The organism is Cupriavidus sp. C2SS-8b (assembly GCF_057073745.1).
In genome coordinates this window covers 288,827-310,999 of record NZ_CP172718.1, presented here as the reverse complement: position 1 = coordinate 310,999, position 22,173 = coordinate 288,827, and the positions used below count along the sequence as shown (strand labels likewise).

Sequence of the window (22,173 nt, the reverse complement as noted above, 5' to 3'; positions counted from 1 at the left end):
GTCAGCGTTCCATCCTTTCACCGAGGAGCCGGCATGAGCGACTTTGACCGTCAACTGCGATCCAGTCATGCCGGCGATAGAGCGGTGTGCCGTTTAGATTTTGGCCGGTCCTCTCGCCGAATTCCGGCAGAGGTCAATCGCACAAGCCGGCGGTTCCAACTTCGTGCCGGAGCAGGCGAGCAACAACAGGGCCGGTGCATGGGTGAGGGTGTGCGACGGGGTTGAGAACAGGGACAGTCGCGAGGGGGTGGTAAGCATGGGAAGCGGTATTCACGACGATGCTTCCAGATTGCCCACGCACGGGGAACGTCAAGGATGCGCGGCACTCAGGTAGTGTCGAGCAGAGGTCGCCGCATTGTCCGTCCTACGCCAACGCGCGCCACGTGGTTCGGGGCGCATGGGCTTGGGCGCGGGCCGTCCCGATTCGCCCCAATCAACATCGGCGGGCGAAAACGCTCATTCCCGATACCCCAGAGCTCTTAACACCGAGGGCTGGCATGAGGCAGTTCCCCTCCGCAGAGAAGGCAGCCAATCCCGTTTCGGATTATAATTTCACGATCATGAAATCACCTGGCCAGCAGCCTGCTCTCTGGCTTGCCTTCTTCACGGACGGGCCTTTATGCCGCGACCACTACCTGATCCGACGCCGCCTTCGCGCGCGACAATTCGCACCATTCACCAACTGGGCGACCGCATTCGCGCCACGCGGGCAGGGGAGGGGATGCCCATTGACCAGGCGGCGAAGCTTTGCGCTGTCTCGATCGGCATGCTGTCCAAGCTAGAGAACGGCAAGGGCGTCAATCTCGAGCACGTCCTGCGTGTGCTGGACGGACTGGGTTTGGCGATGCTGGTCGTGCCGAAGGCGCATGGTTCTTGGCTCGAGCAGGCTGCGGCCCATGCGGCCAAGGTCGGCGACCAAGCCCCTTGGGAACGCCATGCTTAGCGGGCGGATGGTTGGCCGGTGGCCGATCCGGACCATCCCTGGCGCACTGGAACGTTGCACGGGGGTGAGAAACCGGTCAGTCAGTGCCGGCTTCTCCCGTCAACCGATACCCCATGGCGCGATACCCTCGTTGGCGCTTGTCCCACATCCGCAGCAATGCCGGATGGCCGCTATCGACAAAATCGATGATCCGTACATCAGTCTTGTCGGCATGTTCTCGGTGCAGCCGGCCGGCGTACTGTTGCAGCGTCCCCTTCCACGACACGGCCATCGCGAGCACTAGGGTATCGAGCGGCGGGTGATCGAACCCTTCACCGACCAGCTTGCCGGTCGCCAACAAGACGCGAGCTGCGTCGGCGGGTAGGGCGCCGAGCGCCGTGATCAACGCGGCGCGTTGCGGCTTGGACATCCGCCCGTGCAGAACGAATAGTTGGGAAATCTGGCCAGTCAACGCGGCCTGAAGGACGTCAAGATGTTCGGTGCGTTCTGTCAGTACCAAAATCTTGCGTCCTTGATTGAAGGCCTCTGTCACGGCCGCAGCGATGGCGTCGGTCCGAGTCTGATCGTGGACCAGATGTCGGAACACATCCTGAATGCCAGACTCGGTCGGCAGCTCTATGCGCGCAGGGCGTGTGCGCGGTACGACCACCAAGTCGCAAGGTGAGCTGGGCGCCTTTGCCGCGGTGTACCGGATAGGTCCGCATTGCATAAAGATGATGGGCTGCTGGCCATCGCGGCGAATCGGGGTGGCCGTCAGGCCGAGCACGTACTTTGCCTTGCTCCGTTTCAGAATCGCGTCGAACGAGACCGCGCCGACATGGTGGCACTCATCGACGATGATATGACCGTAGTTCTCGACCAGCGGACTAACCTCGCCCAGCCGCGACAGAGATTGCATCACAGCGATGTCGATCTTGCCGGAAGGCTTGACCTTGCCACCGCCGATGGTGCCGAGCTCGCCTTTGCCGACCCCCAGGAAGGCTTGCAAACGCTCTTGCCATTGCTTGAGCAGTTCGGTGCGATGGACCAGCACCAAGGTGTTGACGCCGCGGCGGGCGATCATGGCGGCCGCTGTGACCGTCTTGCCGAAGGCGGTCGGTGCACACAGCACGCCAGCGTCGTGCTGCAACATCCCGGCAATCGCGGCCTCTTGGTCAAGGCGCAGCATGCCGGAGAAACTGACGTCGATGGGCTCGCCCACGCAGCGCTCGTCGCGCAGATCACAGCGGATGCCGTTATCACGCAGCAGTTCCAACGCAGCTTCGAGACAGCCGCGCGGTAGGGCAATGTGCTGCGGAAAGTTTTCGGCGTTGCCGATCACGCGCGGCTTGTCCCACACCGACATGCGCATCGCTTGCGCCTTGTAGAACTCGGGGTTCTGGAATGCCGCCAAACGGATCAGGCGATTGGCTAGCGGCTGCGGCAGTTGTGCCTTCTCAAAATAGAGTAGGTTAGCCAGCGTCACGGTCAGTGACTCAGGCATAGGGCCCGCCAGGTTGTTTGACGCGAGAGCTTTGCGCTTCCACGGCGTGGACAAGTCCTCGTCGGTGATAAAGGTGACATCCAACGGGTGGACGCCCTCGGTGGCGCGAAAGATTGTTGGCTCGATGTCGTGCGGTGCCATCGGCCGGATTGACGCCAGGAATGCCCACTGGTCGGGATAGGGGCGAAAATCTGCATCGACGAACACGCTGCAGCCTTGCTCACGCGAATGTTTCTGCAGTGGCAGGGCAATCAGATTGCCGAAGCCACCCTTGGGCATCGTGTCCTGGTTGGGGAAAAGGCGGTCATAGGACGCGAGCTTGAGTTGCCGAGTGCGCGAACAGGTGTGACTGATGATCGCTGTGCCAAGGCGGCGCGCATCGCGTGCCGACACCTTGGCCGCAAAGAAGACCCAGGCGTGAGCGCCTTTGCCGGAACGGGAAATCTCCAGCGCGACCGGGACATCGAGTTCGCAGCAAGATTGCGCAAAGGCACGGGCATCGTCCCGCCACTCGGCCTCGTCGAAATCGACGGCGAGGAAATAACAGGTGTCATCTTCCAGCAACGGATAAACGCCCACCGTGTGCTGGCCGGCCAAATGGTCGTAAATGACCTTGTCCGAGAGTAGGACCAGCAATCGGTTGCCGCAGTCGCCGCACTTGATGCGCGGCTTCTCGCAAACGCCGGGACGCCATTCGTTGGCGCAAGCCGGCGCGTAGCCAGATTTTCCTGTGGACTTGCTCTCCCACCGGATCGGGTAGACATCCGTGCGGCCGCGAAACAACCTGCGGAACAGCGTCACCTTGTCGCCCGTGGAAAAGTGCGACGGCTCGGCCTCCTGAACGCGCGGCGCAGGCTTCAGCGGCACGCGCCATTCGATCCCGTGCGATTCCAGTAAGGCAATCAGACGGGCGTTTTCGGCTTGCAGCGCGGCGAACGCATCATGATTGGCCATCGACAGCATACTCGGCAAGCAAACCATCCATGTCGTCGGCCACGCCGTAGCCGAAGTCTTGGCTGACACGACGCACTTCATCCAGGCGTGCCCAGAGTCCCCGCCGCTGCGCATCCGGCAAGATGGCGATCGTTTTCAGCGACTGCTCGAACATCCGCACCAAGGCATCAAAGTAGCCATCGTCCTCGTAGCCAATGTCGGCGCTGAAGCCGGACGCCCGTTCGCAATAGAACACCATCAGTTCGGCAATCCCTGCGGGCTGGCCAATGGCCTTCTTATAGTCCGAAATCCCCTTCTTTGCCTTGGCCACCGAGGTGTCCTGGTTTTTGAACGCATCCGGCCACAGCCAGCGGTCGATGGTTACCTTGTATGGCTTGAGGACATCGCCGCCCAGCGCAAACCGAGCGTGCAGGAAGGCCTGGTTGTCTTTGTTCGCCACATACAAAGCCTGCACCAGTCCGATCAGGTCGGCATGGTCCAAGCTGGTCAGCTTGGCTTTGACATCGCTCCAGGAGGGCGAGGTTTTCCGGGCGGCCTTTGGCCTTACATCAGGCATTGACATGCTCCCCACTATGGAAGAATCGCTCCAGAGCCACTGGTAGGAGGAGCGCGAACGTAGCGGATTGCTGCAGATTGCAGCGCGTCCATCGGCCTGATTGTCCCGGAATTCTGTCGACCTGTCCGCATTTGGCTGGCCATCTCGCCGCCCTGATGCGGGCTGCGCGATTGATCACGCAAGGGCTTGGGGACGGGCGGCGCCAGGCAATAGCAGCTGACGGAGGCTGTCATCCCGCAACGGCAGTTCGACAGCCCGAAGGAGCTTAGCGAGGCTAGGGAGATCGCTGCAAAGGACCGAGCGCGACCTGACAGACCTCAGCCTGACACGAGGCGCGCGCCGGTCTGAGCTGACCGGTGTACCTTCTTCGCTGGTCTTATTTGTGCCCTATCTATACCATGGGTTGTCATGGTTGACATAGTTGCGCAGAAAACCTACGCTGCGTATAAGGCATCAAGAATGGTTTCAATGAAAGCCGCAGTTGCAGTAAAGTCCGACGTCGTCCTCGCGCCCGAGGCTGAAAACTATGTGCGCATTGCCGCCGCCGTTGCTCTCGCTCAAGGGGCGGCGCCGGCGAAAGCGCTGCTTGACGTGCCCGATGCCGAACTGGGCAAACTCCTCAAGAAGGGTATCGCCGTCGTCCTGAAGAACGCCCAGTTCCTTTTCAACACGCCGTCTTTCCAACACGTTAAAGCCGGGCAAAAAGCGCGCAAACAGACCGGTCATTCGGTCAGCGTTCCGCGCACAGCACGCGTGTCCAGTCAAGCCAAGTCCAAATTCCCGAGCGAGGCAGAAGCCATCAACGGCCGCCTGCGGCTTGTTAGAGAGGGGCTGCTTCTGGCGCCAGCCATCATGTGGGAACGACTGGGTGTCACCCGACAAGCCCTGAACAAGGCCCTGTCGTCTGGTCGCATCTTCACGGTAGATGTGGGGGCCGACCAGTACTACCCGGCGTTTTACCTGTCGGAAGAACTCGACCGTCGCAAGTTGGAGGCTGTCACAAAACTGCTTGGCGATTTGCCTGGCTGGAGCAAGTGGCAATTCTTCACAACGGCCAAGGCGTCCCTCGAAAATATTTCACCATTGGAAGCGCTTGAGCGAGGCATGCTCGAGCAGGTCAAGGACGCGGCCGAAGCGTTCGCCGAACGCTAGGAGACCCCTTATCGCTGAATCCGCCCTGCAAGCGTCTCGGCCGAGATCCGCCACGCCCCCTCAAACACGCCGAGATAGCTCTTCATCGAAGAGTGTTCCCCGCAAGCGTTGCAGCGAATCGAGTTCCCGACCAGCCTAGATCCGGTGAGCGCGTAGGGGTTCTTTATTTGCCAACACCTTCGTTGTATCCCAGTACCAACACTCGTCCGGCACCACGTCAGGGCACGGCTCAGCGGAGTCGCTCAAATAACACCGGATTGTGGGCGACGGGTCACCTGTGATACAAGATGGTCACACGCCCGGCGCAGGCCGGCGGCGTCGTCAGCGATGACCTGTTCGCGCACTTCTCCGAGGTTCAGGGAAGCGGCTTCAAATCGCTTCAAGAGGGCCAGAAGGTCAGTTTTGAGGTCAAGCAGGGTCCCAAGGGCAAGCAGGCAGCGAGCATCAAACCGCTGTAAGCTTTCTGCACTGCGAACGCGTCCTGCCAGGGCGGCGATTAGGCCGACGCGTGATCGCTGCGGATCTGAAGCAGGGGCGAAAAGGGATGCATGCCTCCGCCTTTTCTCAATGCTCGAGAAAGGGCCTCAACTTTTCAGCGCGACTGGGATGCATCAGTTTGCGCATCGCCTTGATCTCAATCTGACGGATCCGCTCGCGGGTCACGTCGAACTGCTTGCTGACCTCTTCAAGCGTGCGATCAGAGGTTGTATCGAGGCCGAATCGCAGCCGCAGGACCTTGGCCTCGCGCGGCGATAACCCATCGAGTGCCTCATCGATGGCGGCGCGCATATTCGCCTGGATCGCGGCCTCAGCCGGTGAACTCGCCGAGACATCCTCAATCATGTCGCCGAGCGTCGCGTCGGCGTCGTCGCCCACAGGGGTCTCGAGCGAGACCGGTTGCCTCGCGCTCTTGAGGATACTGCGCACTTTTTCCTCGGACATCTCCATGCGCTCGGCGAGGACGGAGGGATGCGCTTCCTGTCCCGTCTGTTGCAGGAATTCGCGCGAAATCCGGTTCAGCTTGTTGATCATCTCGATCATGTGGACCGGTACACGAATGGTCCGCGCCTGATCGGCAAGCGCACGCGTGACAGCCTGCCGGACCCACCAGGTGGCGTATGTCGAAAACTTCCAGCCGCGGCGGTATTCGAATTTGTCCACCGCCTTCATCAGGCCGATATTGCCTTCCTGGATCAGATCCAGGAACTGCATGCCGCGGTTCACGTATTTCTTGGCGATGGAAATGACCAGGCGAAGATTCGCTTCGATCAGCTCTCGCTTGGCCTGCCGCATTTTCAACTCCGCGGCACTCATCTGGCGATTGATCTGCTTGAGCTGCTGGAGTGGCAGCGAGACCCTGGCCTCGATCTCGATGAGTTTTTGCTGGCCGGCCTGAATGGCCGGCAGATGTCGCTTGAGCGCGGCGCCTAACTGCGGCGAAGTCGCCGCCATGTGGTGGGTCCATTTCAGGTCAGTCTCGTGGCCCGGGAACGACTCGACAAATGCCTCGCGCGGCATGCCGCAACGGTCGACGGCGATCTCCAGGATGCTGCGCTCGATCGCACGAACTTCGGTAACCTGTTCGTGCACACTGGCACACAGGCGGTCGATCGTCTTGGCCGTGAAGCGGATCGGCGCCAGTTCGCGCTGGATCTCCGAGCGCAGTTGCGCAACGGCTGCGGAACGGGCTTTCCCGGTCACGGGCGTGTCCGGCAACTGCTCGAACAGTGCCCGCACGCGCGCGAAAATCGCAAGACTGCCGACCGTGAGTTCTTCGAGGCGGGCTGCGTTCGCTTTCTCCGGACCCCCGGCGTCCGCCTCAGCCTTGTCACCGTCTGAGTCATCGTCGGAGGCGTCTGCTTCCACTTGAACTTCATCGGACTCTAGCGCCATTTCGCTTTCGTTCACGTTTTTGCTGATGCCATCGACCAGCGCGTCGATACGCAGTTCGCCGGCAACGATGCGGTCCACGTCGGCGAGAATCGTGGACACAACTGACGGACACGCGGCGATCGCCTGAATCATGTCCTGCAAGCCGCCTTCAATGCGTTTTGCGATTTCGATTTCGCCGGCGCGAGTGAGCAATTCACTGGCGCCCATTTCGCGCATGTACAGCCGGACCGGATCCGTCGTGCGGCCGAATTCGGAATCGACGGTCGACAGTGCAGCTTCCGCTTCCTCGGCCGCCTGATCGTCGGATGCCGCAGCAGGCGCGGCATCGCTTAACAGGAGCGTCTCCGCGTCGGGCGTCTGCTCGTACACGGTCACCCCCATGTCGCTGAACGTGCTGACGATCGTCTCCATCGCAGCAGTTTGCGTCACGTTGTCGGGGAGGTGATCGTTGATGTCCGCGTGGGTGAGATAGCCACGCTCACGGCCAAGCGCGATCAGCGCGCGCATCTGACGTTGACGCTCCTCGTCCTGATGCGCCATGGACGCTTTGTCCAGCGGTGTTGCGACCGCCTGGATCTTTCTTTTTGGAGAGCGGCGGCCGGTCTTTGACGTGACCGCGATGGTGCGGGGTGCTGAATCGTCGCGAACTGGATTTGCCAATACACTCTCCTCGACGGATTGGCCGACAATCGTCGCGGACATGACGGCTGGTCAAGGCTGCCGGGGTGCGAACGAAATCGTGGAATGACGCACGGATAGTCGAGGCCGGAATGCCTCTCGCGGAATCCGCTGTGCGCAGAATGGGGAATTTGAATTTTACCAGATGTCGTTGTGCGGTGCAACATGTGCCTCGCATGCGGCCAAGATTAGCGAGGGTGCGGCCGCCAGGGACCAGCATGCATGGCCGGAAGCGTAGCCCCCGATCAGGCAAGGCCTCATCCTCGGATGCGGTCCTCGACCTGTGCGGAAATACCATTCGCTTGGCGTGCGGACGCGCCTTACGCCTAAGCTGGTCCATCCGATGCGTTGCTGCTCCCGCGGGCGGCTTTTCCCGGTGCGGCGTGGACGGCAATCCACGCGTGAGGGGGAATCTGCGAGGAAACAATCACTCTGTCCCAGCCCCTCCCACCACCGATGCCCCCAGCGATTCCGTCGTACAAGCCGCAGGTCCTGTGCGCTCAGTACTTAATATATAGTACAAGGCACTCATAACATCTCGTAAACGAGACACCGTTCCATAAATTGGTCTTAATGTCGTGATATCGAGACGTTAATGGCGCATTGTGCTTGCTTCGATGCAAGGTAACGCTATAGTGACGTTAACGTAAAATGGTGGTTAATGTCCCACATAGGTGACGTATGAACCTTGTTGAACTCGGGATGGCTTTCAAGGCCGCCCGTCTCCAGGCGCGCAGGACGCAGCAGGAAGTCGCTGACCTGACTGGTATTTCGCGCTCGCGCATTAGTGCCTTCGAGAACGGTGGACTTCCCGAGCTTGGCGTCGTGAAGGTGTTGTCGCTTTTCGAAACGGTCGGACTCCAGTTGGTCGCTCGTCCCTTGGGGCAAGGCCACACATTGGATGACCTGGTGGCAGAGCAGTTTCAGAGCGTCGGTGGTGCGCATGCCTCCGACATCGAGCACGTTCTCCCGAAGTCGTTATTTGAGCGGAATCGCATTCTGCGGCAGCGGGTCCGCAATGTCCGGGCAGGCGAACAAGATTTCCGACCTGGCCTCGCAAGTTTCCTCAAACCAAACACTGGTAAGAAAGATCCCAAGAAATGACAAAGAACCTCGACGTGTATGTCGACGGCCAGATGGTGGGTCGACTCACGGAAGAAGGGGCGGCCGGGGTTTTCAGCTATTTGCCTGGCGTTGATCCGGACAAGCTCGTCTCTCTCTCCATGCCAGTTCGCCTGCAGTCTTACGTATATCCGCGCGGCATTCATCCTATCTTTCAGATGAATCTTCCGGAAGGCTACAAGAAGGATTTCCTTCGAGAGGCCGTTGGCCCGCACGCGGACATGAGTGAGATCGGTTTGCTTGCGCTCACCGGAGCGAATGGTATCGGTCGCGTGCAGGTCGTGCCGGAAGAATTGGAGCTGGCAAGCGCAAAGGACGTTGAGGACATGGCCAGCGTGCTGGCTTCTGCCGATTCACGCGAAAGCTTGCTGGGCCTCCTCAGAACGGATATCTCTCAAGGCGTTTCTGGGGTCATGCCAAAGTCATTTGCAGTGGAACGTGTCCCAAATCTGCGTGAGCAGGACAAAGTCACCGCCCGAACGCCGAACTACATCCTGAAGACGGGCTCGGCGGAGTTACCTTGGATTGCTATCAACGAATATCTCTGCCTCGAAGTGGCTCGGCATGCTGGCTTGGAAGTGCCAGTGACTCGCCTTTCCAATGATGGGCAGGTGTTGGCCGTGAAGCGATTCGACCGAACTCCTGACGGATCGATGATTGCGTTCGAAGATTTTTGTTCACTCGCAGGCCTTCTTCCAGTGGACAAATACAGCGGCGGTCCTAGCGGGGGAGGGTCACTTGAGGCGCTGGCCAGGATCATCAAGCTACGCGTTCCGCCCGAGCATCAACAAGAGGATATGGCAAGACTGTTTACGCTCCATCTCGTGAACTATGCGTTGAAGAACGGCGACGCGCACCTCAAAAATTTCGCACTTCTTTACACGGCCCACAACAATGCTCGATTTGCGCCGGCGTTCGACATTGTCACTGTGACCGTCTACCTGCACTTGAAGCGAGACACACCCGCGCTCACACTCGCAGGCAAGAAGGTATGGACGTGCGGTAAGACGCTTCATGAAGTTGGCGGTAAAGTCATGGGGCTCCCGGCCTTCGTGAGAAAAGCCTGCCTCGAGAAGGTGGAAGATGCGGTCCAACAAGTCCTGCCGATCATGCGAGAGATGACGGAGCGATTCCCCGATTTTCGGGAGACAGCGAAACTGATGGCGGACGAGTGGGCAAGGGGCTTGGAGGACATCAAGCCGACTGCCAAGCCCGGGAAGACCGAGCCCGCGCCGCTACGCGAGCAAATTGGCTTGTCTGGCCCGAAGGGCACCTCAAAAAAGGAAGTGAACCCCTATATCAACCCGGATGGCGCGTTTAGCCACAAATCACGATAGCGCTGGCCAGGCCGCATGGGAGCCGTTAAAGAGACCGGGCCGTGAAGTCGGTCCAAATCCGTGTATGGCAACGTTCATCGACGATGGTGCACTTCGGGCGCATCCCGCCCAGCGACGTACCGCGGCCGCGCAGGTAGCGCAAGTCGGCTTCGGTCTCCTGATTCATCTCCACCGCGCGAGAGGCTGCCATCAGGTGTGCGAGCTCTAGCAGCGGCGGTGTGCCTCGGCCGTCGTCTTCGATGACCCGCAGGAACTCCTTGGTATTCTGGTCGACGAGCCGGACGGCGCCGATTCGACTCACATCGTCGACGCCCAGCAGGGTAGTCCAACTCGCTCAATTCGGCGGCGGGGACGGGCTTGCCGTCCTGCTGCGCCCGTTTGCGGCGCTTGGCGTGGTCGCGCGCGATGACCCGACAGCCCCAGCCGTCGGGCTCAGTGTCTGCGAACGAGCTCGCCAAGAGCAATCCCGGCCTGGCCCAGCACGACGCTCACCTTCTTTTGTTTGAGGGCCATTAGAGTGCTCCCGTCTTCTTGGCACTCTTGCGCCGCACGCGTTGGGGCAGCCGCTCGTTCATGAGAGACAAGCCAATCTCATCGGACGCCGTGTCCATCAGGTCAGTGATTTTGTTGAGCTCGCCAAGGACGAAGAACGCTTGGACGACTGTCCCGATTTGTACCCGCGAGTCACCCTTTTCCATCCGACGCAGGGTGGCGACCGACGTCTGAATGCGCTCGGCCATGGACTCCTGTGTCAGCTGTCGGCGACGGCGGGCCAGCGACAGGTCGTGGCCCAGTTTTATCAAGGCGCGAGAGACTGGCGTCGGCAAGACGTATTCATCATTAGCGCTCATCTATGAGCGCTTTTGTACGGTACGGGTGGCCATGTGAGCGGTTATGAGGTGACAATACCGCAGTATTTTCGTCAACCATCGTTGATAGGTCCAGTTATCGCTTAGATATAAGCGATAAATATGATTATTCGCTTATAGGTGAGTGCTTATTGCGGGGTTCGGTGAGTTCCAGCTGGGAGCCGTTGTTGTCGTGTCCAGTATAATTTCACGATAGCGAAAGAATTCTGTGAGCCGCCTCCACGCTGGCTCTTCTTGGCTCGAACAGGCATGCGGCTCATGCAGCTAACGGCAGCGACCAGCTGCTTGAGTACCCCATGTGGCCGGCCGATTTATCATGCAAAGGAGCGCCTGCCGTTTCTCATCGAGCGTATTCCGAGATTGGAGAACATATGCATATCAGGCGCGCTAAGACCCTGAAGCCGTCTCAAATTCGTCAATGTGTCCGACGCAGACCTCCGGCCGGCTTCGCACCGAAGTAAGCTTACGTGCAACGATCACAAAGGGTTGCCGGCAGCGCTGCATCTACTTGAGCCACCCGAAGACTGTTCTGGCCCTAAAGCGCTACATCGACTGGCGCTGGGTGCATGACAAGGGCACCGCGATGGATCGCACCAGGTATAGCGGCCTGATGCCACAGACATCCCTCATCCTGACGCACAAGGGCAGTAGGTACGAGCCGAGTGTTAAGCGCCGCACGAACGAGGCCGATGCGCCGGCGGAATACCTGGCTGCCGACAGCCTGCAGAGCTACGTTACAGGTCTGTATCGTGCAGCTGGCTTTGGCCCCGGTTTTGGCAGTCACTCTGGTCGCCGGACTTTTGCCAGCCCCGTGCTCGCGGAAGTAGGCTTCCTGTTTATCGAAAGCTAGGCGACTCCCGATGTGCTCGCACCTCCAGCCGGTCGGGATGTCGCCATCGACTAGGTCGGACAGCAAGTCGAAGTCGCCTTGGTAGTCGAAGCACAGAATCGGCTTGGGCTTAGCGGGCACGGCGAGCAGCCATGCCCGCAGTTCGGCCCTCAGTTGTGAGCCCGACATCGACCGGCCCGCTATCTGACCGAGTTGTGGCAGCACGGCCGCGCGCACGAATTCGCTGCATGCCGACAGATCGAAGTCGGAACACTCACCGTAAAACTCGCGCCCGTCCTCGCCGACAATCGCGATGCTAATAAGCTGGCAGTCCAGAAAATCGGTGAACTCGGTATCGACGAAGTAGCGGCACTTCCAAGGACTGCGCGGTCTCATGGTTTTCGGGAGGCGGCTCAACCGGTAGAGCGCTCGGAGCGCCGCCGGGTCGGGGGTGGCGGTAGTTCCGAATCTCGCATCATGAAAGGCTCAAGCTCTCGAATGTCACGTTCCGAGACGCCGGCCTCTCGGAAGACCTCGCGCCAGCCCGACACCGTGTCCAGGAGTCGCTGGACTTCCATATAAGCTTCGGCAGGCGTCAGCATGAAGCGGCCAGCTTGGGAAAGCGCATTGGTCAGCGTAGGATCGGTTCCTTCATCGCCAACAATGAGTTGCTGGTACTGAATTCCCTGCAACTGCGGCTGAACGTCGTAGACGGGCGACAGTCGCCAACGGTCCGCACCCTGATGCAGGAAGGCATGATTCTTTGCATGGTCGTCCGTGTTCTCGATCAGGATATTCAGGACCATGCGGCGGAACACCTGAAGGCTGTCTTCCGCGGGCGTGGGAGAAAAGCGGCGAGCGAACTCGGCGACGTCCGCATAGGCCATCTGCTCTTCGGGAATCCCGTCTCCGAGCAACATCGTGCGCGCACTCGCAAAGTGAATCCGGCCACCGCCAGGCTCCCGGTCAAATCGCTTCACCAGCAACGTATGGCTGCGGCCCAGCTGAACCAAACGGGACTCCGGAGTCTCGATGCCGCATTCCCTCGCCAAGCGCAAGGAAGCATGTTCAATGGCGCAGAAATCGACATCATCGCCTTCGGCCGGGAATTTTGCGATCCAGGCACTGCCGTCGTCCTCGATGACTGCCTTGGGGCGAGCCCCGCCGGCGGTCCCTCCCGGGCGCAGCAGTTGGCGGAGCCTGTCATCAATCGGCAGCTGAAGCTCTACCGCGCGGGCGGCCTCGATGAGGCTAGGCAGATCGCCGCGGTGAAAAGCGGGAACGTGATTAACCTGGTAGACGTCATCCGAGTCCGAGAAGCCCAAGGCTCCAATTCGGTCCTCGCCCGCGAGAGCGAGGTAGTCGATCGCGGCGCGCCGGCGCGGGTTGAAGGCCCGATCAATGACGCGGCGACCCCAGCGGTCCGGTCCGGCATCCTCGAACACCGGATGCAGCTCCAAGCCGACTGGCGCGGCGTACTGGCCGTCGCGCAACGGCAGGTCGGGGCACAGCGCGATGGCGGCTTGCCGGCTCAGGTACTCGCGCGCATAGGCAAACAGACATTGCCGGCCACCGATTAGATCCAGGCGTCCGCAGAGCTGCGGTTCGTGGCCGTGGGGCGGATAGAACCAGACAAACAGATGGTCATTCATGGCTTTTTCCACTGGGCCTGAGACTTGGCCGCTGGGCGCTGAATGCGGGAGAGCTCAAGGTCGAGCGCCACGTCATCGGCCGCGGGGTTCGCGATCTCCGGAAGCCATTTCAAGCGGCCGACCAACCAGAGCGCCATCGCATAGACCGCCACTGACACTGTCGGATCGCCTTGCTCCATCTTCCGGAGCGTAGGAACGGAGACTTGCATCCGCTCAGCAAATGACGCCATGGTCTCCTTGCGTCGTTTGCGGGCGACTTGGAGGTTGAGGCCGAGCTGAATCAGGGAGCGACTGACCGGTCCTGGCAGCGTCGAGACGGCGTTGGCTTTTCTAGGCATGATGGAATCAATAATATCCAAACTAGCCAGAGGTAGAAACTATTATTTGCTTTTTGAGATCGAAGCACGCGGATCCGCCTACAACGTCTCAGGCCGGCACGTGCAACTAATGTGATGCACAATCAATTTTGCGTCGAATAAGGATTATGTTAAATAGAAAAATGTTCCGATCGATGGGGGTGGCTCGATTCGCTGCTGACTTTCAAGCTTGAAAGTCAGCAGCGGCGTCTGCGGCGATGGTTGGGCACAGGCATATTTTCCGACATGAGTTGTATGGGGCACATATTCAACTAACAGTTGATGGTTCGTTCCAACTGCTCGATTCGCGCAAGGACGTCCTCGAACGAAGGCGGATTCTCATCGAACATCATTGGAGCCATCGCCCGGTAATCGGCGTGCAGGTCCTTAATACGCGCCGCGCTTGGGATGAGCTTCAGCGTGCCGGGACACGCGATGTCGTAACGTGACCAGCTTGATCGGAAGAACGTCGCCTTGTGCGTCACCACTTGTGCGAATAGCTCGAGGTCCCTTGCGGCCGCCTTACCCTCTGGGGTTTCGAGAAGCATGGCGAGGTCATAGTAGTGTCGCGAAAAATACTGTGGTGTCGACGACTCCGCTGGGCGATGTGCCTCCGCATGCAGTGCTGTGGCTTTCTCCCAAAAGGTACGCTGCGCCGAGAGGACCGTGACGGTACAGTCGGCCTCGTCAAAGAAATCGGGATAATCTTCCGCCGCGTAGGGACGAATGACCCGCTGTTCGGTTGGCCAGGGATCGCCGCGCGCGCCAAGTTCGAGCTTTACCCGCGGCGTGATGTACGCCATGCCCGCATATTCGGGGGCAGGCAGCGCGGTCGGATAGTGGAAGTTCACCGTCTGCGCATCGTTTGAGTCAATCTCCAGGGACCAGTGACCTTGATTCGGCTCGCCGAGCTGCGCCACGATCACGGCTCGAAGCGCTGGTAACAGCTTTTCGGCGATGTGGTGCTCGACATCGTCCACCAGCTCCTTGATGAGCTGGTTTGCCTGCTTCCGGCTAATTCCATCTGTCTCGGGATCTCGGTCACCCGTGTAGCCGAGGTCGGCGCGGTCGAAGGACAGATCGATGTCTTCGGAAAAGCGCCGGATCGCGCCAAACGCTTTGGACAGCGATGTGCCTCCTTTGAAGACAAGGGCCGCAGCGTCCTGGCGCTGTAGACTGAACAGCCGCTTCAACGTCCAGCAGACCCAAAAGTCCTTCTCAATGATCGTATTGGCGACCCCCCTTCCAGCGCCGGTTTCGCCAAAGAGCGCGGCCCGATCCTCCGCCGGGAGTCTGGCGACCTTATCCATGGATCTCACCCGTTGCCGCGTTCGCGATCGACACGAGAGTCGGGCGCATCCACGCGGGCGCTTGGACCGCGGTCGATGCAAGCGTCCGCTTGTCGCTTGTCGACAAACGACTCGCTGCGATCTGCACCACATCCGCCGCACGCGAGGGCCCGACATGGCGAAGGGCCTGAAACACGGTCCCCGCTGCGCTGCCCGGGGCAATCAGGTGTTTGGGTGAGGCATGGCGAAGATCGACGATCCTCTTGCCGAGCACGACACGGCGGGCGGGACCGTTGGTCAGGTAAGTGCTTTTCGCCGGAACCTGAGTTGTCAGACCTAACACATTGGCCGCGCGTGCACCTGCGATCTGCACTTGTGACCCGGTCTCCCGCGCAAGTGCCTGCGCGACGTCATCCGGCGCCGGCGAAAGCGGGCCAAGCTTCGGGTGTACCTTCGGATAGTCGTACAGGCCTTGCGCCAAACGACGTAGTTTTCCACCTTTGGTTAATCGCGACAGCGCTTGGTCAATCGCGGCCCTAGCTCCTACGTCCAGAAAATCACTGGGTGTGAAGACTCCGCCACGCCCGACAGCTTGGGCGCGCCGCATGATCTGGTCTGGAACGGTTGGAGTGGTCGTTTTCATATGTCATAAAATAGCCTATATTTTTCTGACATTCAAGCGACGGTGGTCCAGGCCGCGGCAACGACCCGCTGAAAATCAAAGGATGACAGCCGCGAACTCAGAGAGGCGTTCCGTCCAGGTGACAACTGTATAAATATACAGTACCCTGGTGACAGGATCTGCCATGCTCACCGTTGCCCCCGAAACCATCCATCCGTCACTTTGGCTCGCTGCTCAGCTTGCCCGCGGCAACGCGCGCACCGTCTCGACCGGCTATACCGCGCTGGATAAGGAGTTGCCGGGCAGCGGCTGGCCGGTCGGCAGCCAGACGGAGCTGTTGCAGCAGCAGCCCGGCATTGGTGAATTGCGGCTGCTCCGCCCTGCGCTCGTTGCCCGCTCTGCGCGCCCGATCGCGCTCCTGGCTCCCCCCCACGCGCCACAAGCCCTGTCGTTGGCAAATTGGGGAATTCCGCCGGAGCGACTGCTGTGGATTGAGGTGCAACGGACTGCCGACGTCTTATGGGCGGCCGAGCAAACCTTGCGGGCCGGCACTTGCGGTGTTTTGATCCTCTGGCAATCCCACCTTCGAAACGACGCCCTGCGACGCCTACACCTGGCGGCGCAGACGTCGGACACGCTCTTCTTTGTCGTACGCCCCGCGGCGTGCGCGCGGGATGCCTCGCCGTCACCGTTGCGCCTGGCCCTCGAGCCGGCCGCCGGCGGCGTGACCGTCAACTTTGTGAAGCGTCGCGGGCCGCAGCAAGAGACCCCTCTGCTCGTCGCGCTGGAACCGTCCCCCATTCTGTTGTACCGCCATGCTGCGCCTGTGGATCTGCCTACGCCTGCCGTCGCTCCCCCTCGAAGTCTTCCGGCCGACCTGGTCCACCACTGAGCTGGCCGTTGCGGTCCTCGACAAGGAACGGGTCCATCTTGCTACGCCCCTGGCACTGGCCGCAGGCGTAAAGCTGGGCATGCGCCGCGGTGGTGTGCAAACCATCGCGCCGGCCACCATCCTGTTCGACCGCGATTCCGGCCGGGAAGGCGATGCGCTTGCACGAATCACCATGGCGACGCTGCAGTTCTCGCCGAATGTGGCCGCAGCAGAAGAAGCCGCGATCCTGATCGACGTCAGCACCACGCTGCGACTCTTCGGTGGCCCGCGCAAGCTCCGCCGAACGACCTTGGAGACGGTCCAGGCGATGGGCTTCAGCGCGATGGTCGGCAGTGCGCCGACGGCGCAAGGAGCGTGGTTGCTCGCGCGTGCCGGCGGTGGCACCGCTTTGACCATGGCGTCGCTGCAGCGCCAACTGGCCAGCCTGCCGATTCTTACCCTACCCGCGGCGCGCAAGTTTGCCGACTGGTTCGATGGCCTTGGTTGCCGCACGTTGGAGGATCTGCGCCGCCTGCCTCGCGCCGGTCTGCAGCGTCGCTGTGGCGCCGACTTCCTGGATGCACTGGATCGCGCCTACGGGGAAGTGCCGGAAATCTTCGAGTGGGCCGAGGCGCCGCCAGCATTCGATGCGGCGGTGGACCTGCCTGACCGCATCGAGAATGCCGAACAGACACTGGCGTATGTCCGCGGCCTGCTGGTGCAGATGGTCGGCTGGCTAACGGCCCGGCATCTTGCCATCAAGCGGTTCCGAGTGGAATTGCGCCATGAGCGCGGCCGCGCGGCAATCGCGCCGACGACCATCGAGATCGCGCTCGCGGAGCCCAACTGGCATGAGGAACATCTGGTTCGCATCCTCAAGGAGCGGCTCGCCCTCGTTGCCGTTGAAGCGCCGATGATCGCCGTGGCCGTGTCTGCGATCGACACGGAGCCCGTGGCGCCGCCTACGGATTCTCTCTTCCCGGAACCCGGTGGGACGCCTGCCGATCACGCCCGGTTGCTCGAGCTGCTCAGCGCTCGCCTCGGCGCTGACAAGGTTCGTCAGCCCTGCATGCGGGCAGATTACCGACCCGAGGTGGCCAACGACTGGCAGCCGGCTACGGAGAGGCCAGCGCGCATCTCCCTGCCCCCAGCCCTACCGCGGCCGACCTGGCTCCTGGGCAAGCCGGTTCCGCTTATCGAGCGAGATCACCGGCCGTTCTACGGTTCGCCACTACACATCGTCTCGCCGCCAGAACGCATCGAAGCCGGCTGGTGGGGTGGGCAACTGGTCACGCGCGACTACTTCGTGGCGGAAGGCAAGGACCACACCTGCTACTGGATCTTCCAGGAACGTATGGGTAGCCGCGAAGGGGACGAATCGCGGTGGTACCTGCACGGCCTCTTCGGGTAGCCACCATGAGTGAGATCCTCGCAGCAGGCCTGCCCGAGTATGCCGAACTGCATTGTGTGTCCAATTTCTCGTTTCTCACGGGTGCATCCCGTCCTGACGAGCTGGCCGAGCGCGCGGCACAGTTGGGCTACCACGCGCTCGCGATCACGGACGAATGCTCGCTGGCGGGGATCGTGCGCGCCCACAGCGAGGCGAAGAAGGCAGGCATGCGTTTGGTCGTGGGGGCTTCGTTCCGCTTGCAGAATGCCGATGGCTCCCCCGCCCTGTCCTTTTTGGCCCTGGTCAGAAACCGGGACGGCTATGGCAACCTATGCGAGCTCATTACGCTGGCCCGCATGCGCGCCGCCAAAGGCTCGTATGTCTTGACCCCACGCGACCTCGCGGCACCGGAGGCGCCCTACCAGCACCTCAAGGGGTTGCCCGACTGCCTGATTGTCTTCACGCCGGACTACGGCGTGCCGGCCGACAAGCTCGACATGCAAGCGGCATGGGTGAGCACCACCTTCGCCGGTCGGGCCTGGATGGGCCTGAACCTTCTGTACCGCCCGATGGAAGACATCCACCGCGGGACGGTCGAGGCAGCCGCGGCGCGCCACCATCTGCGCCTCGTGGCCACCGGCTGCGTCACCATGCACGTGCGCTCGCGCAAGCCAATGCACGACGTGCTGACGGCGATCCGCGTGGGCCGGCCTGTCCCAGAGTGCGGCTACGACCTGGCACCCAATGCCGAGCAGCATTTGCGTTCGCGTCTGCGCCTGGCGAACATCTACCCGCACCGCTATCTCACCGAGTCCATCCACATCGCCAACCTCTGCCAGTTCTCGCTGGACGAGTTGCGGTATGAATACCCCGACGAAGTGGTTCCGGACGGCACCACCCCAGCGGACTATCTGCGCGCAGAGACTTACACCGGAGCCCACCGCCGCTTCCCCGCCGGCATCCCTCTGGCCGTGCAACAGCAGCTCGAGCATGAACTCGCGCTCGTCCGGGACATGGACTATGAGCGGTACTTCCTGACTGTCCATGACATTGTCCGCTTCGCACGCTCCAACGGTATCCTGTGCCAGGGCCGTGGCTCGGCGGCCAATTCCGCGGTCTGCTACTGCCTGGGCATTACAGAGGTCGACCCCGCGCGCGGCAATCTCCTATTCGAGCGCTTCATTTCCAAGGAGCGCGGCGAGCCCCCGGACATTGACGTCGACTTCGAGCACCAGCGACGCGAAGAGGTCATCCAGTACCTGTACCGCAAATATGGGCGAGATCGGGCAGCGCTCGCAGCTGCGGTGACGACTTACCGCCCGCGCAGCGCCTTGCGCGATAGCGGCAAAGCGCTGGGCGTGGATCCGGCCATTGTGGACCTCGTCGCCAAGTCGCATCACTGGTTCGATGGCAAGGCGGACTTGCTCAAGCGCTTCGCGGAGAGCGGCGTCGACGCCGAAGCCGAGCTGTCCCAACGATGGGCGAATATGGCCGTCTCATTACTCGGCTTTCCGCGCCATCTGTCCCAGCACACTGGCGGCTTCGTGCTCGCGCGCGACAAGTTGTCACGACTCGTGCCCATTGAGAATGCCGCGATGGTGGACCGCAGCGTGATCCAGTGGGACAAGGATGATCTGGACGCCTTGGGTTTGCTCAAGGTGGACGTGCTGGCGCTCGGCATGCTGTCCGCCGTGCGACGCGCGCTGGACCTCGTTGCCGATCAGCGCGGCGAGGCCTTCGAGCTGCAGGACATTCCGGCGGAAGACGCGGCGACCTACGACATGATCTGCCAGGCCGATACGGTGGGCGTCTTCCAGATCGAATCGCGCGCCCAGATGTCGATGCTGCCACGCCTGAAGCCTCGCACGTTCTACGATCTGGTCATTGAGGTCGCTATCGTCCGCCCCGGACCCGTGCAGGGCGGCATGGTGCACCCTTACCTGCGCCGACGGCAGGGCTTCGAGCCAGTCACCTACCCCAGCGCCGAGATGGAAAAGGCGTTGTCGCGCACGCTGGGTGTGCCGATCTTCCAGGAGCAGGTGATGCAGGTGGCCATGCTGGCCGCCGGGTTCTCGGCCGGTGAAGCCGACCAGTTGCGGCGCGCCATGGCCGCGTGGAAGCGCAAGGGAGGTATCGACAAGTACTACGATCGGATCGTCTCGGGCATGCTCGAGCGCGGCTACGACCGCGAGTTCGCCGAAAGCATCTTCCGCCAGATCCAGGGGTTCGGCGAATACGGATTCCCCGAGAGCCACGCGGCCAGTTTCGCCCTGCTCGTCTACGCCAGCGCCTGGCTGAAATGCCATGAGCCCGAGGCCTTCCTTTGCGCGATGCTGAACAGCCAGCCCATGGGCTTCTACACGCCCTCGCAGTTGGTGCAGGATGCGAAGCGCCACGGCGTCATCGTCCTGCCTGCTGATGTGTCGGTGAGTGGCTGGGACTCCGCTCTCGAACATCCGCCGGGAGACGGCATGCGGGCTGCAGTGCGACTCGGCCTGTCCCTGCTGCGCGGGATGCGGCGTGAGGCCGCACACCGGATCGAGGAGGCCCGTGCGATTCGGCCGTTCGCCAGCACGGCGGAGCTGGCTCGGCGTGCCGGGCTCGATCGGAGCGACCTGCAAGCCCTCGCCGCAGGCAATGCCCTGGCATCGATGACGGGCGGCCGCCGACAGGCCCTTTGGCTGGCCGCCGCGGCGGTACCCGACAAGGACATACTTCGGGCCGCTGAACTCGTCGAAGAGCCGGCGGAGTTGGCGCCGGCGACGGAGGGCGAGGAGATCGTCGGGGACTACAGGGCGATGGGCCTGACGCTGCGTCGCCACCCACTCGCTTTGCTGCGCCCAATGCTGACCGAGCGGCGCTTCGTGCCAGCGTCGGAACTGGCGCAATACCAGCCACGGCAGACCGCCCGAGCGGCCGGCATTGTGACGGTACGGCAGCGCCCGAGCACCTCGAATGGCGTCATCTTCATGACGTTGGAAGACGAGACCGGCGTTGTGAACGTGATCGTGTGGCCTGGCGTCTTCGAACGCTTTCGGAAAGAAGTCCTCGGCGCGAGGATGGCCGGCATCTACGGACAGTGGCAATGCGAAGGCGAAGTCCGCCATCTGATTGCGCAGCGCGTCGTGGATCTCTCTGCGCTGCTTGGCCGCCTTGACACCGCCAGCCGCAATTTCTGCTAACACCGACTCGGCGGATTTTTTCCGAGGAGCGGCTTCATCTGCGCGCCATGGGTGCGCGTGCGCGCGAAAGGCCCCTTTCGTGATTCCAAAGATCACGTTTATCGCGGTGTCTGGCAAGGGACTCATGCGGCATGTGAACAGGCATAAGCGCGCGCGTCCCCCGGCGCAGGCGGCTGGATTAACGAGATCGCGGTAGCCTGACACAGCTTGGTATGCTTAACGACTCTGGCATTGACCTCCTTGTCGGTGCCTTAAGTCGACATAATCCACGAACGAGATACTGCATAAGACTTAAATATGAGCTACCCAGGACTGGAAGAAATGTTGCGTCGGGTTGTAACCGGCGATGATAGTGACGGCAAATCGGTGATCATCGTCGACGGCCCACCGTCAGGCGCTTCGGTAGAGGCAGGGCTTGGCGGCTTAATGGAGATCTGGGCTGAGGGGCTTGGCGATACGCTTAGTCCGGGGCTGGTGGAAGACAAGGGGCCGGTGTCAGCGATTCTTGCGCCAGACGACGAGCAGATCAAGGTGCGCTGGTTCGCTATTGAGCCGATGCCAGGCGGCGTTCCCGCTGAAACGCTACGGTCGCTGGCACGAGCAGGTTTTGCCCGGATTGGCGCGGATCACCACATGATTGACCAAAGCCGCCATCCCGGCATGCACGAGACGGACACTTTGGACATCATCTGTCTACTCAAGGGACGAGCAAAACTGATCCTCGAAAATGCAGAGACGGAGCTCGTGCCAGGCAATGTGGTCATCCAGCGCGGTACCAACCACGCTTGGACTGCAGTTGATGGAACTGCGCTGTTTCTGGCCATTCTGATTGATCGAAGGCGTATCTAGCGGTGCGGTATCCGAGCTGGCTGACTACCGTAGCGATTAACCGTAGTCGCTTCTCAAGGTAATTGGCCCAGCGTTACCTATGCGCGCGAGATCGACGCCTTCATTTGGGTTGGATCCCGGTCACGTTTTTCGCGGTATCGGGCAAG

19 protein-coding genes are annotated in these 22,173 nt (G+C 61.3%); 10 read left to right on the top strand and 9 right to left on the bottom strand.

Going from position 1 to position 22,173, the window contains the following annotated elements; translation table 11 throughout:
- Positions 1 to 721: 721 nt before the first annotated feature.
- Complete coding sequence (locus ACIGJB_RS31060; protein WP_483735152.1) at positions 722 to 943, top strand: helix-turn-helix domain-containing protein; 222 nt, start codon at positions 722 to 724, stop codon at positions 941 to 943.
- A gap of 76 nt (positions 944 to 1,019) precedes the next feature.
- Here ACIGJB_RS31060 and ACIGJB_RS31055 read toward each other — a convergent pair whose 3' ends face one another.
- Together ACIGJB_RS31055 and ACIGJB_RS31050 are read right to left on the bottom strand one after the other, a co-directional pair.
- A complete protein-coding gene (locus ACIGJB_RS31055; RefSeq protein WP_483735151.1) occupies positions 1,020 to 3,380 on the bottom strand; it encodes a TOTE conflict system archaeo-eukaryotic primase domain-containing protein in 2,361 nt (786 codons plus the stop codon).
- Positions 3,367 to 3,936, bottom strand: a complete 570-nt coding sequence (locus ACIGJB_RS31050; RefSeq protein ID WP_483735150.1) for a hypothetical protein — start codon at positions 3,934 to 3,936, stop codon at positions 3,367 to 3,369. Before ACIGJB_RS31050 ends, ACIGJB_RS31055 begins: the two co-directional genes overlap by 14 nt.
- Positions 3,937 to 4,404: 468 nt before the next feature.
- Here ACIGJB_RS31050 and ACIGJB_RS31045 point away from each other — a divergent pair, with 468 nt between their 5' ends.
- Entirely contained in the window at positions 4,405 to 5,088 is a 684-nt protein-coding gene (locus tag ACIGJB_RS31045; RefSeq protein ID WP_483735149.1) for a hypothetical protein, read from the top strand.
- Between the two features lie 287 nt (positions 5,089 to 5,375).
- Positions 5,376 to 5,546 (top strand): cold-shock protein, encoded by a 171-nt coding sequence (locus ACIGJB_RS31040; RefSeq protein WP_483735148.1) that lies wholly within the window; start codon positions 5,376 to 5,378, stop codon positions 5,544 to 5,546.
- A 106-nt stretch (positions 5,547 to 5,652) separates the two neighbouring features.
- Here ACIGJB_RS31040 and rpoD read toward each other — a convergent pair whose 3' ends face one another.
- The gene (rpoD, locus tag ACIGJB_RS31035) at positions 5,653 to 7,683 is read right to left on the bottom strand and encodes an RNA polymerase sigma factor RpoD (protein WP_483735147.1); all 2,031 of its coding nucleotides are present in this window, start codon (positions 7,681 to 7,683) and stop codon (positions 5,653 to 5,655) included.
- 657 nt (positions 7,684 to 8,340) lie between these two features.
- On the opposite strand from rpoD, the gene ACIGJB_RS31030 reads away from it, so the two are divergent.
- Together ACIGJB_RS31030 and ACIGJB_RS31025 are read left to right on the top strand one after the other, a co-directional pair.
- The gene (locus ACIGJB_RS31030) at positions 8,341 to 8,763 is read left to right on the top strand and encodes a helix-turn-helix domain-containing protein (RefSeq protein ID WP_483735146.1); all 423 of its coding nucleotides are present in this window, start codon (positions 8,341 to 8,343) and stop codon (positions 8,761 to 8,763) included.
- Positions 8,760 to 10,118, top strand: coding sequence for a type II toxin-antitoxin system HipA family toxin (locus ACIGJB_RS31025; RefSeq protein WP_483735145.1), 1,359 nt, complete (start codon positions 8,760 to 8,762; stop codon positions 10,116 to 10,118). Before ACIGJB_RS31030 ends, ACIGJB_RS31025 begins: the two co-directional genes overlap by 4 nt.
- A gap of 25 nt (positions 10,119 to 10,143) precedes the next feature.
- On the opposite strand, the gene ACIGJB_RS31020 is transcribed toward ACIGJB_RS31025, so the two are convergent.
- A complete protein-coding gene (locus ACIGJB_RS31020) occupies positions 10,144 to 10,419 on the bottom strand; it encodes a hypothetical protein (protein WP_483735144.1) in 276 nt (91 codons plus the stop codon).
- A 211-nt stretch (positions 10,420 to 10,630) separates the two neighbouring features.
- On the bottom strand, positions 10,631 to 10,969 hold the full coding sequence (locus tag ACIGJB_RS31015; RefSeq protein WP_483735143.1) for a helix-turn-helix domain-containing protein: 339 nt from the start codon (positions 10,967 to 10,969) through the stop codon (positions 10,631 to 10,633).
- Between the two features lie 526 nt (positions 10,970 to 11,495).
- Here ACIGJB_RS31015 and ACIGJB_RS31010 point away from each other — a divergent pair.
- Positions 11,496 to 11,837, top strand: a complete 342-nt coding sequence (locus tag ACIGJB_RS31010) for a hypothetical protein (protein WP_483735142.1) — start codon at positions 11,496 to 11,498, stop codon at positions 11,835 to 11,837.
- Between the two features lie 392 nt (positions 11,838 to 12,229).
- Here ACIGJB_RS31010 and ACIGJB_RS31005 read toward each other — a convergent pair whose 3' ends face one another.
- The 4 genes from ACIGJB_RS31005 to ACIGJB_RS30990 form a co-directional block, all read right to left on the bottom strand.
- Positions 12,230 to 13,468, bottom strand: coding sequence for a type II toxin-antitoxin system HipA family toxin (locus ACIGJB_RS31005; RefSeq protein WP_483735141.1), 1,239 nt, complete (start codon positions 13,466 to 13,468; stop codon positions 12,230 to 12,232).
- The gene (locus ACIGJB_RS31000) at positions 13,465 to 13,827 is read right to left on the bottom strand and encodes a helix-turn-helix domain-containing protein (RefSeq protein ID WP_483735140.1); all 363 of its coding nucleotides are present in this window, start codon (positions 13,825 to 13,827) and stop codon (positions 13,465 to 13,467) included. The genes ACIGJB_RS31005 and ACIGJB_RS31000 overlap by 4 nt, the downstream gene beginning before the upstream one ends.
- Before the next feature lie 269 nt (positions 13,828 to 14,096).
- Positions 14,097 to 15,134 carry a nucleotidyl transferase AbiEii/AbiGii toxin family protein gene (locus tag ACIGJB_RS30995; protein ID WP_483735139.1) on the bottom strand — a complete coding sequence of 346 codons (1,038 nt, stop codon included), beginning with the start codon at positions 15,132 to 15,134 and terminating at the stop codon, positions 14,097 to 14,099.
- Positions 15,127 to 15,720 (bottom strand): DUF6088 family protein, encoded by a 594-nt coding sequence (locus ACIGJB_RS30990; protein ID WP_483735184.1) that lies wholly within the window; start codon positions 15,718 to 15,720, stop codon positions 15,127 to 15,129. Before ACIGJB_RS30990 ends, ACIGJB_RS30995 begins: the two co-directional genes overlap by 8 nt.
- A gap of 199 nt (positions 15,721 to 15,919) precedes the next feature.
- On the opposite strand from ACIGJB_RS30990, the gene imuA reads away from it, so the two are divergent.
- The 4 genes from imuA to ACIGJB_RS30970 all read left to right on the top strand — a co-directional run bounded on the left by imuA (position 15,920) and on the right by ACIGJB_RS30970 (position 22,027).
- Entirely contained in the window at positions 15,920 to 16,627 is a 708-nt protein-coding gene (gene imuA, locus ACIGJB_RS30985; protein ID WP_483735138.1) for a translesion DNA synthesis-associated protein ImuA, read from the top strand.
- On the top strand, positions 16,551 to 18,017 hold the full coding sequence (locus ACIGJB_RS30980) for a Y-family DNA polymerase (RefSeq protein WP_483735137.1): 1,467 nt from the start codon (positions 16,551 to 16,553) through the stop codon (positions 18,015 to 18,017). The genes imuA and ACIGJB_RS30980 overlap by 77 nt, the downstream gene beginning before the upstream one ends.
- A 5-nt stretch (positions 18,018 to 18,022) precedes the next feature.
- Positions 18,023 to 21,178, top strand: coding sequence for an error-prone DNA polymerase (locus ACIGJB_RS30975; RefSeq protein ID WP_483735136.1), 3,156 nt, complete (start codon positions 18,023 to 18,025; stop codon positions 21,176 to 21,178).
- Between the two features lie 297 nt (positions 21,179 to 21,475).
- A complete protein-coding gene (locus tag ACIGJB_RS30970; protein WP_483735135.1) occupies positions 21,476 to 22,027 on the top strand; it encodes a hypothetical protein in 552 nt (183 codons plus the stop codon).
- Positions 22,028 to 22,173: the final 146 nt, after the last annotated feature.

Coding starts and splice junctions, on each gene's coding strand:
- ACIGJB_RS31005 (WP_483735141.1), bottom strand. CDS start 13,468: ATGAATGACCATCTGTTTGTCTGGTTCTATCCGCCCCACGGCCACGAA.
- ACIGJB_RS30980 (WP_483735137.1), top strand. CDS start 16,551: ATGCTGCGCCTGTGGATCTGCCTACGCCTGCCGTCGCTCCCCCTCGAA.
- ACIGJB_RS31060 (WP_483735152.1), top strand. CDS start 722: ATGCCCATTGACCAGGCGGCGAAGCTTTGCGCTGTCTCGATCGGCATG.
- ACIGJB_RS31040 (WP_483735148.1), top strand. CDS start 5,376: ATGGTCACACGCCCGGCGCAGGCCGGCGGCGTCGTCAGCGATGACCTG.
- ACIGJB_RS30970 (WP_483735135.1), top strand. CDS start 21,476: ATGAGCTACCCAGGACTGGAAGAAATGTTGCGTCGGGTTGTAACCGGC.
- imuA (WP_483735138.1), top strand. CDS start 15,920: ATGCTCACCGTTGCCCCCGAAACCATCCATCCGTCACTTTGGCTCGCT.
- ACIGJB_RS31030 (WP_483735146.1), top strand. CDS start 8,341: ATGAACCTTGTTGAACTCGGGATGGCTTTCAAGGCCGCCCGTCTCCAG.
- ACIGJB_RS30995 (WP_483735139.1), bottom strand. CDS start 15,134: ATGGATAAGGTCGCCAGACTCCCGGCGGAGGATCGGGCCGCGCTCTTT.
- ACIGJB_RS30975 (WP_483735136.1), top strand. CDS start 18,023: ATGAGTGAGATCCTCGCAGCAGGCCTGCCCGAGTATGCCGAACTGCAT.
- ACIGJB_RS31015 (WP_483735143.1), bottom strand. CDS start 10,969: ATGAGCGCTAATGATGAATACGTCTTGCCGACGCCAGTCTCTCGCGCC.
- ACIGJB_RS31050 (WP_483735150.1), bottom strand. CDS start 3,936: ATGCCTGATGTAAGGCCAAAGGCCGCCCGGAAAACCTCGCCCTCCTGG.
- ACIGJB_RS31055 (WP_483735151.1), bottom strand. CDS start 3,380: ATGGCCAATCATGATGCGTTCGCCGCGCTGCAAGCCGAAAACGCCCGT.
- ACIGJB_RS30990 (WP_483735184.1), bottom strand. CDS start 15,720: ATGCGGCGCGCCCAAGCTGTCGGGCGTGGCGGAGTCTTCACACCCAGT.
- ACIGJB_RS31045 (WP_483735149.1), top strand. CDS start 4,405: ATGAAAGCCGCAGTTGCAGTAAAGTCCGACGTCGTCCTCGCGCCCGAG.
- ACIGJB_RS31025 (WP_483735145.1), top strand. CDS start 8,760: ATGACAAAGAACCTCGACGTGTATGTCGACGGCCAGATGGTGGGTCGA.
- rpoD (WP_483735147.1), bottom strand. CDS start 7,683: ATGTCCGCGACGATTGTCGGCCAATCCGTCGAGGAGAGTGTATTGGCA.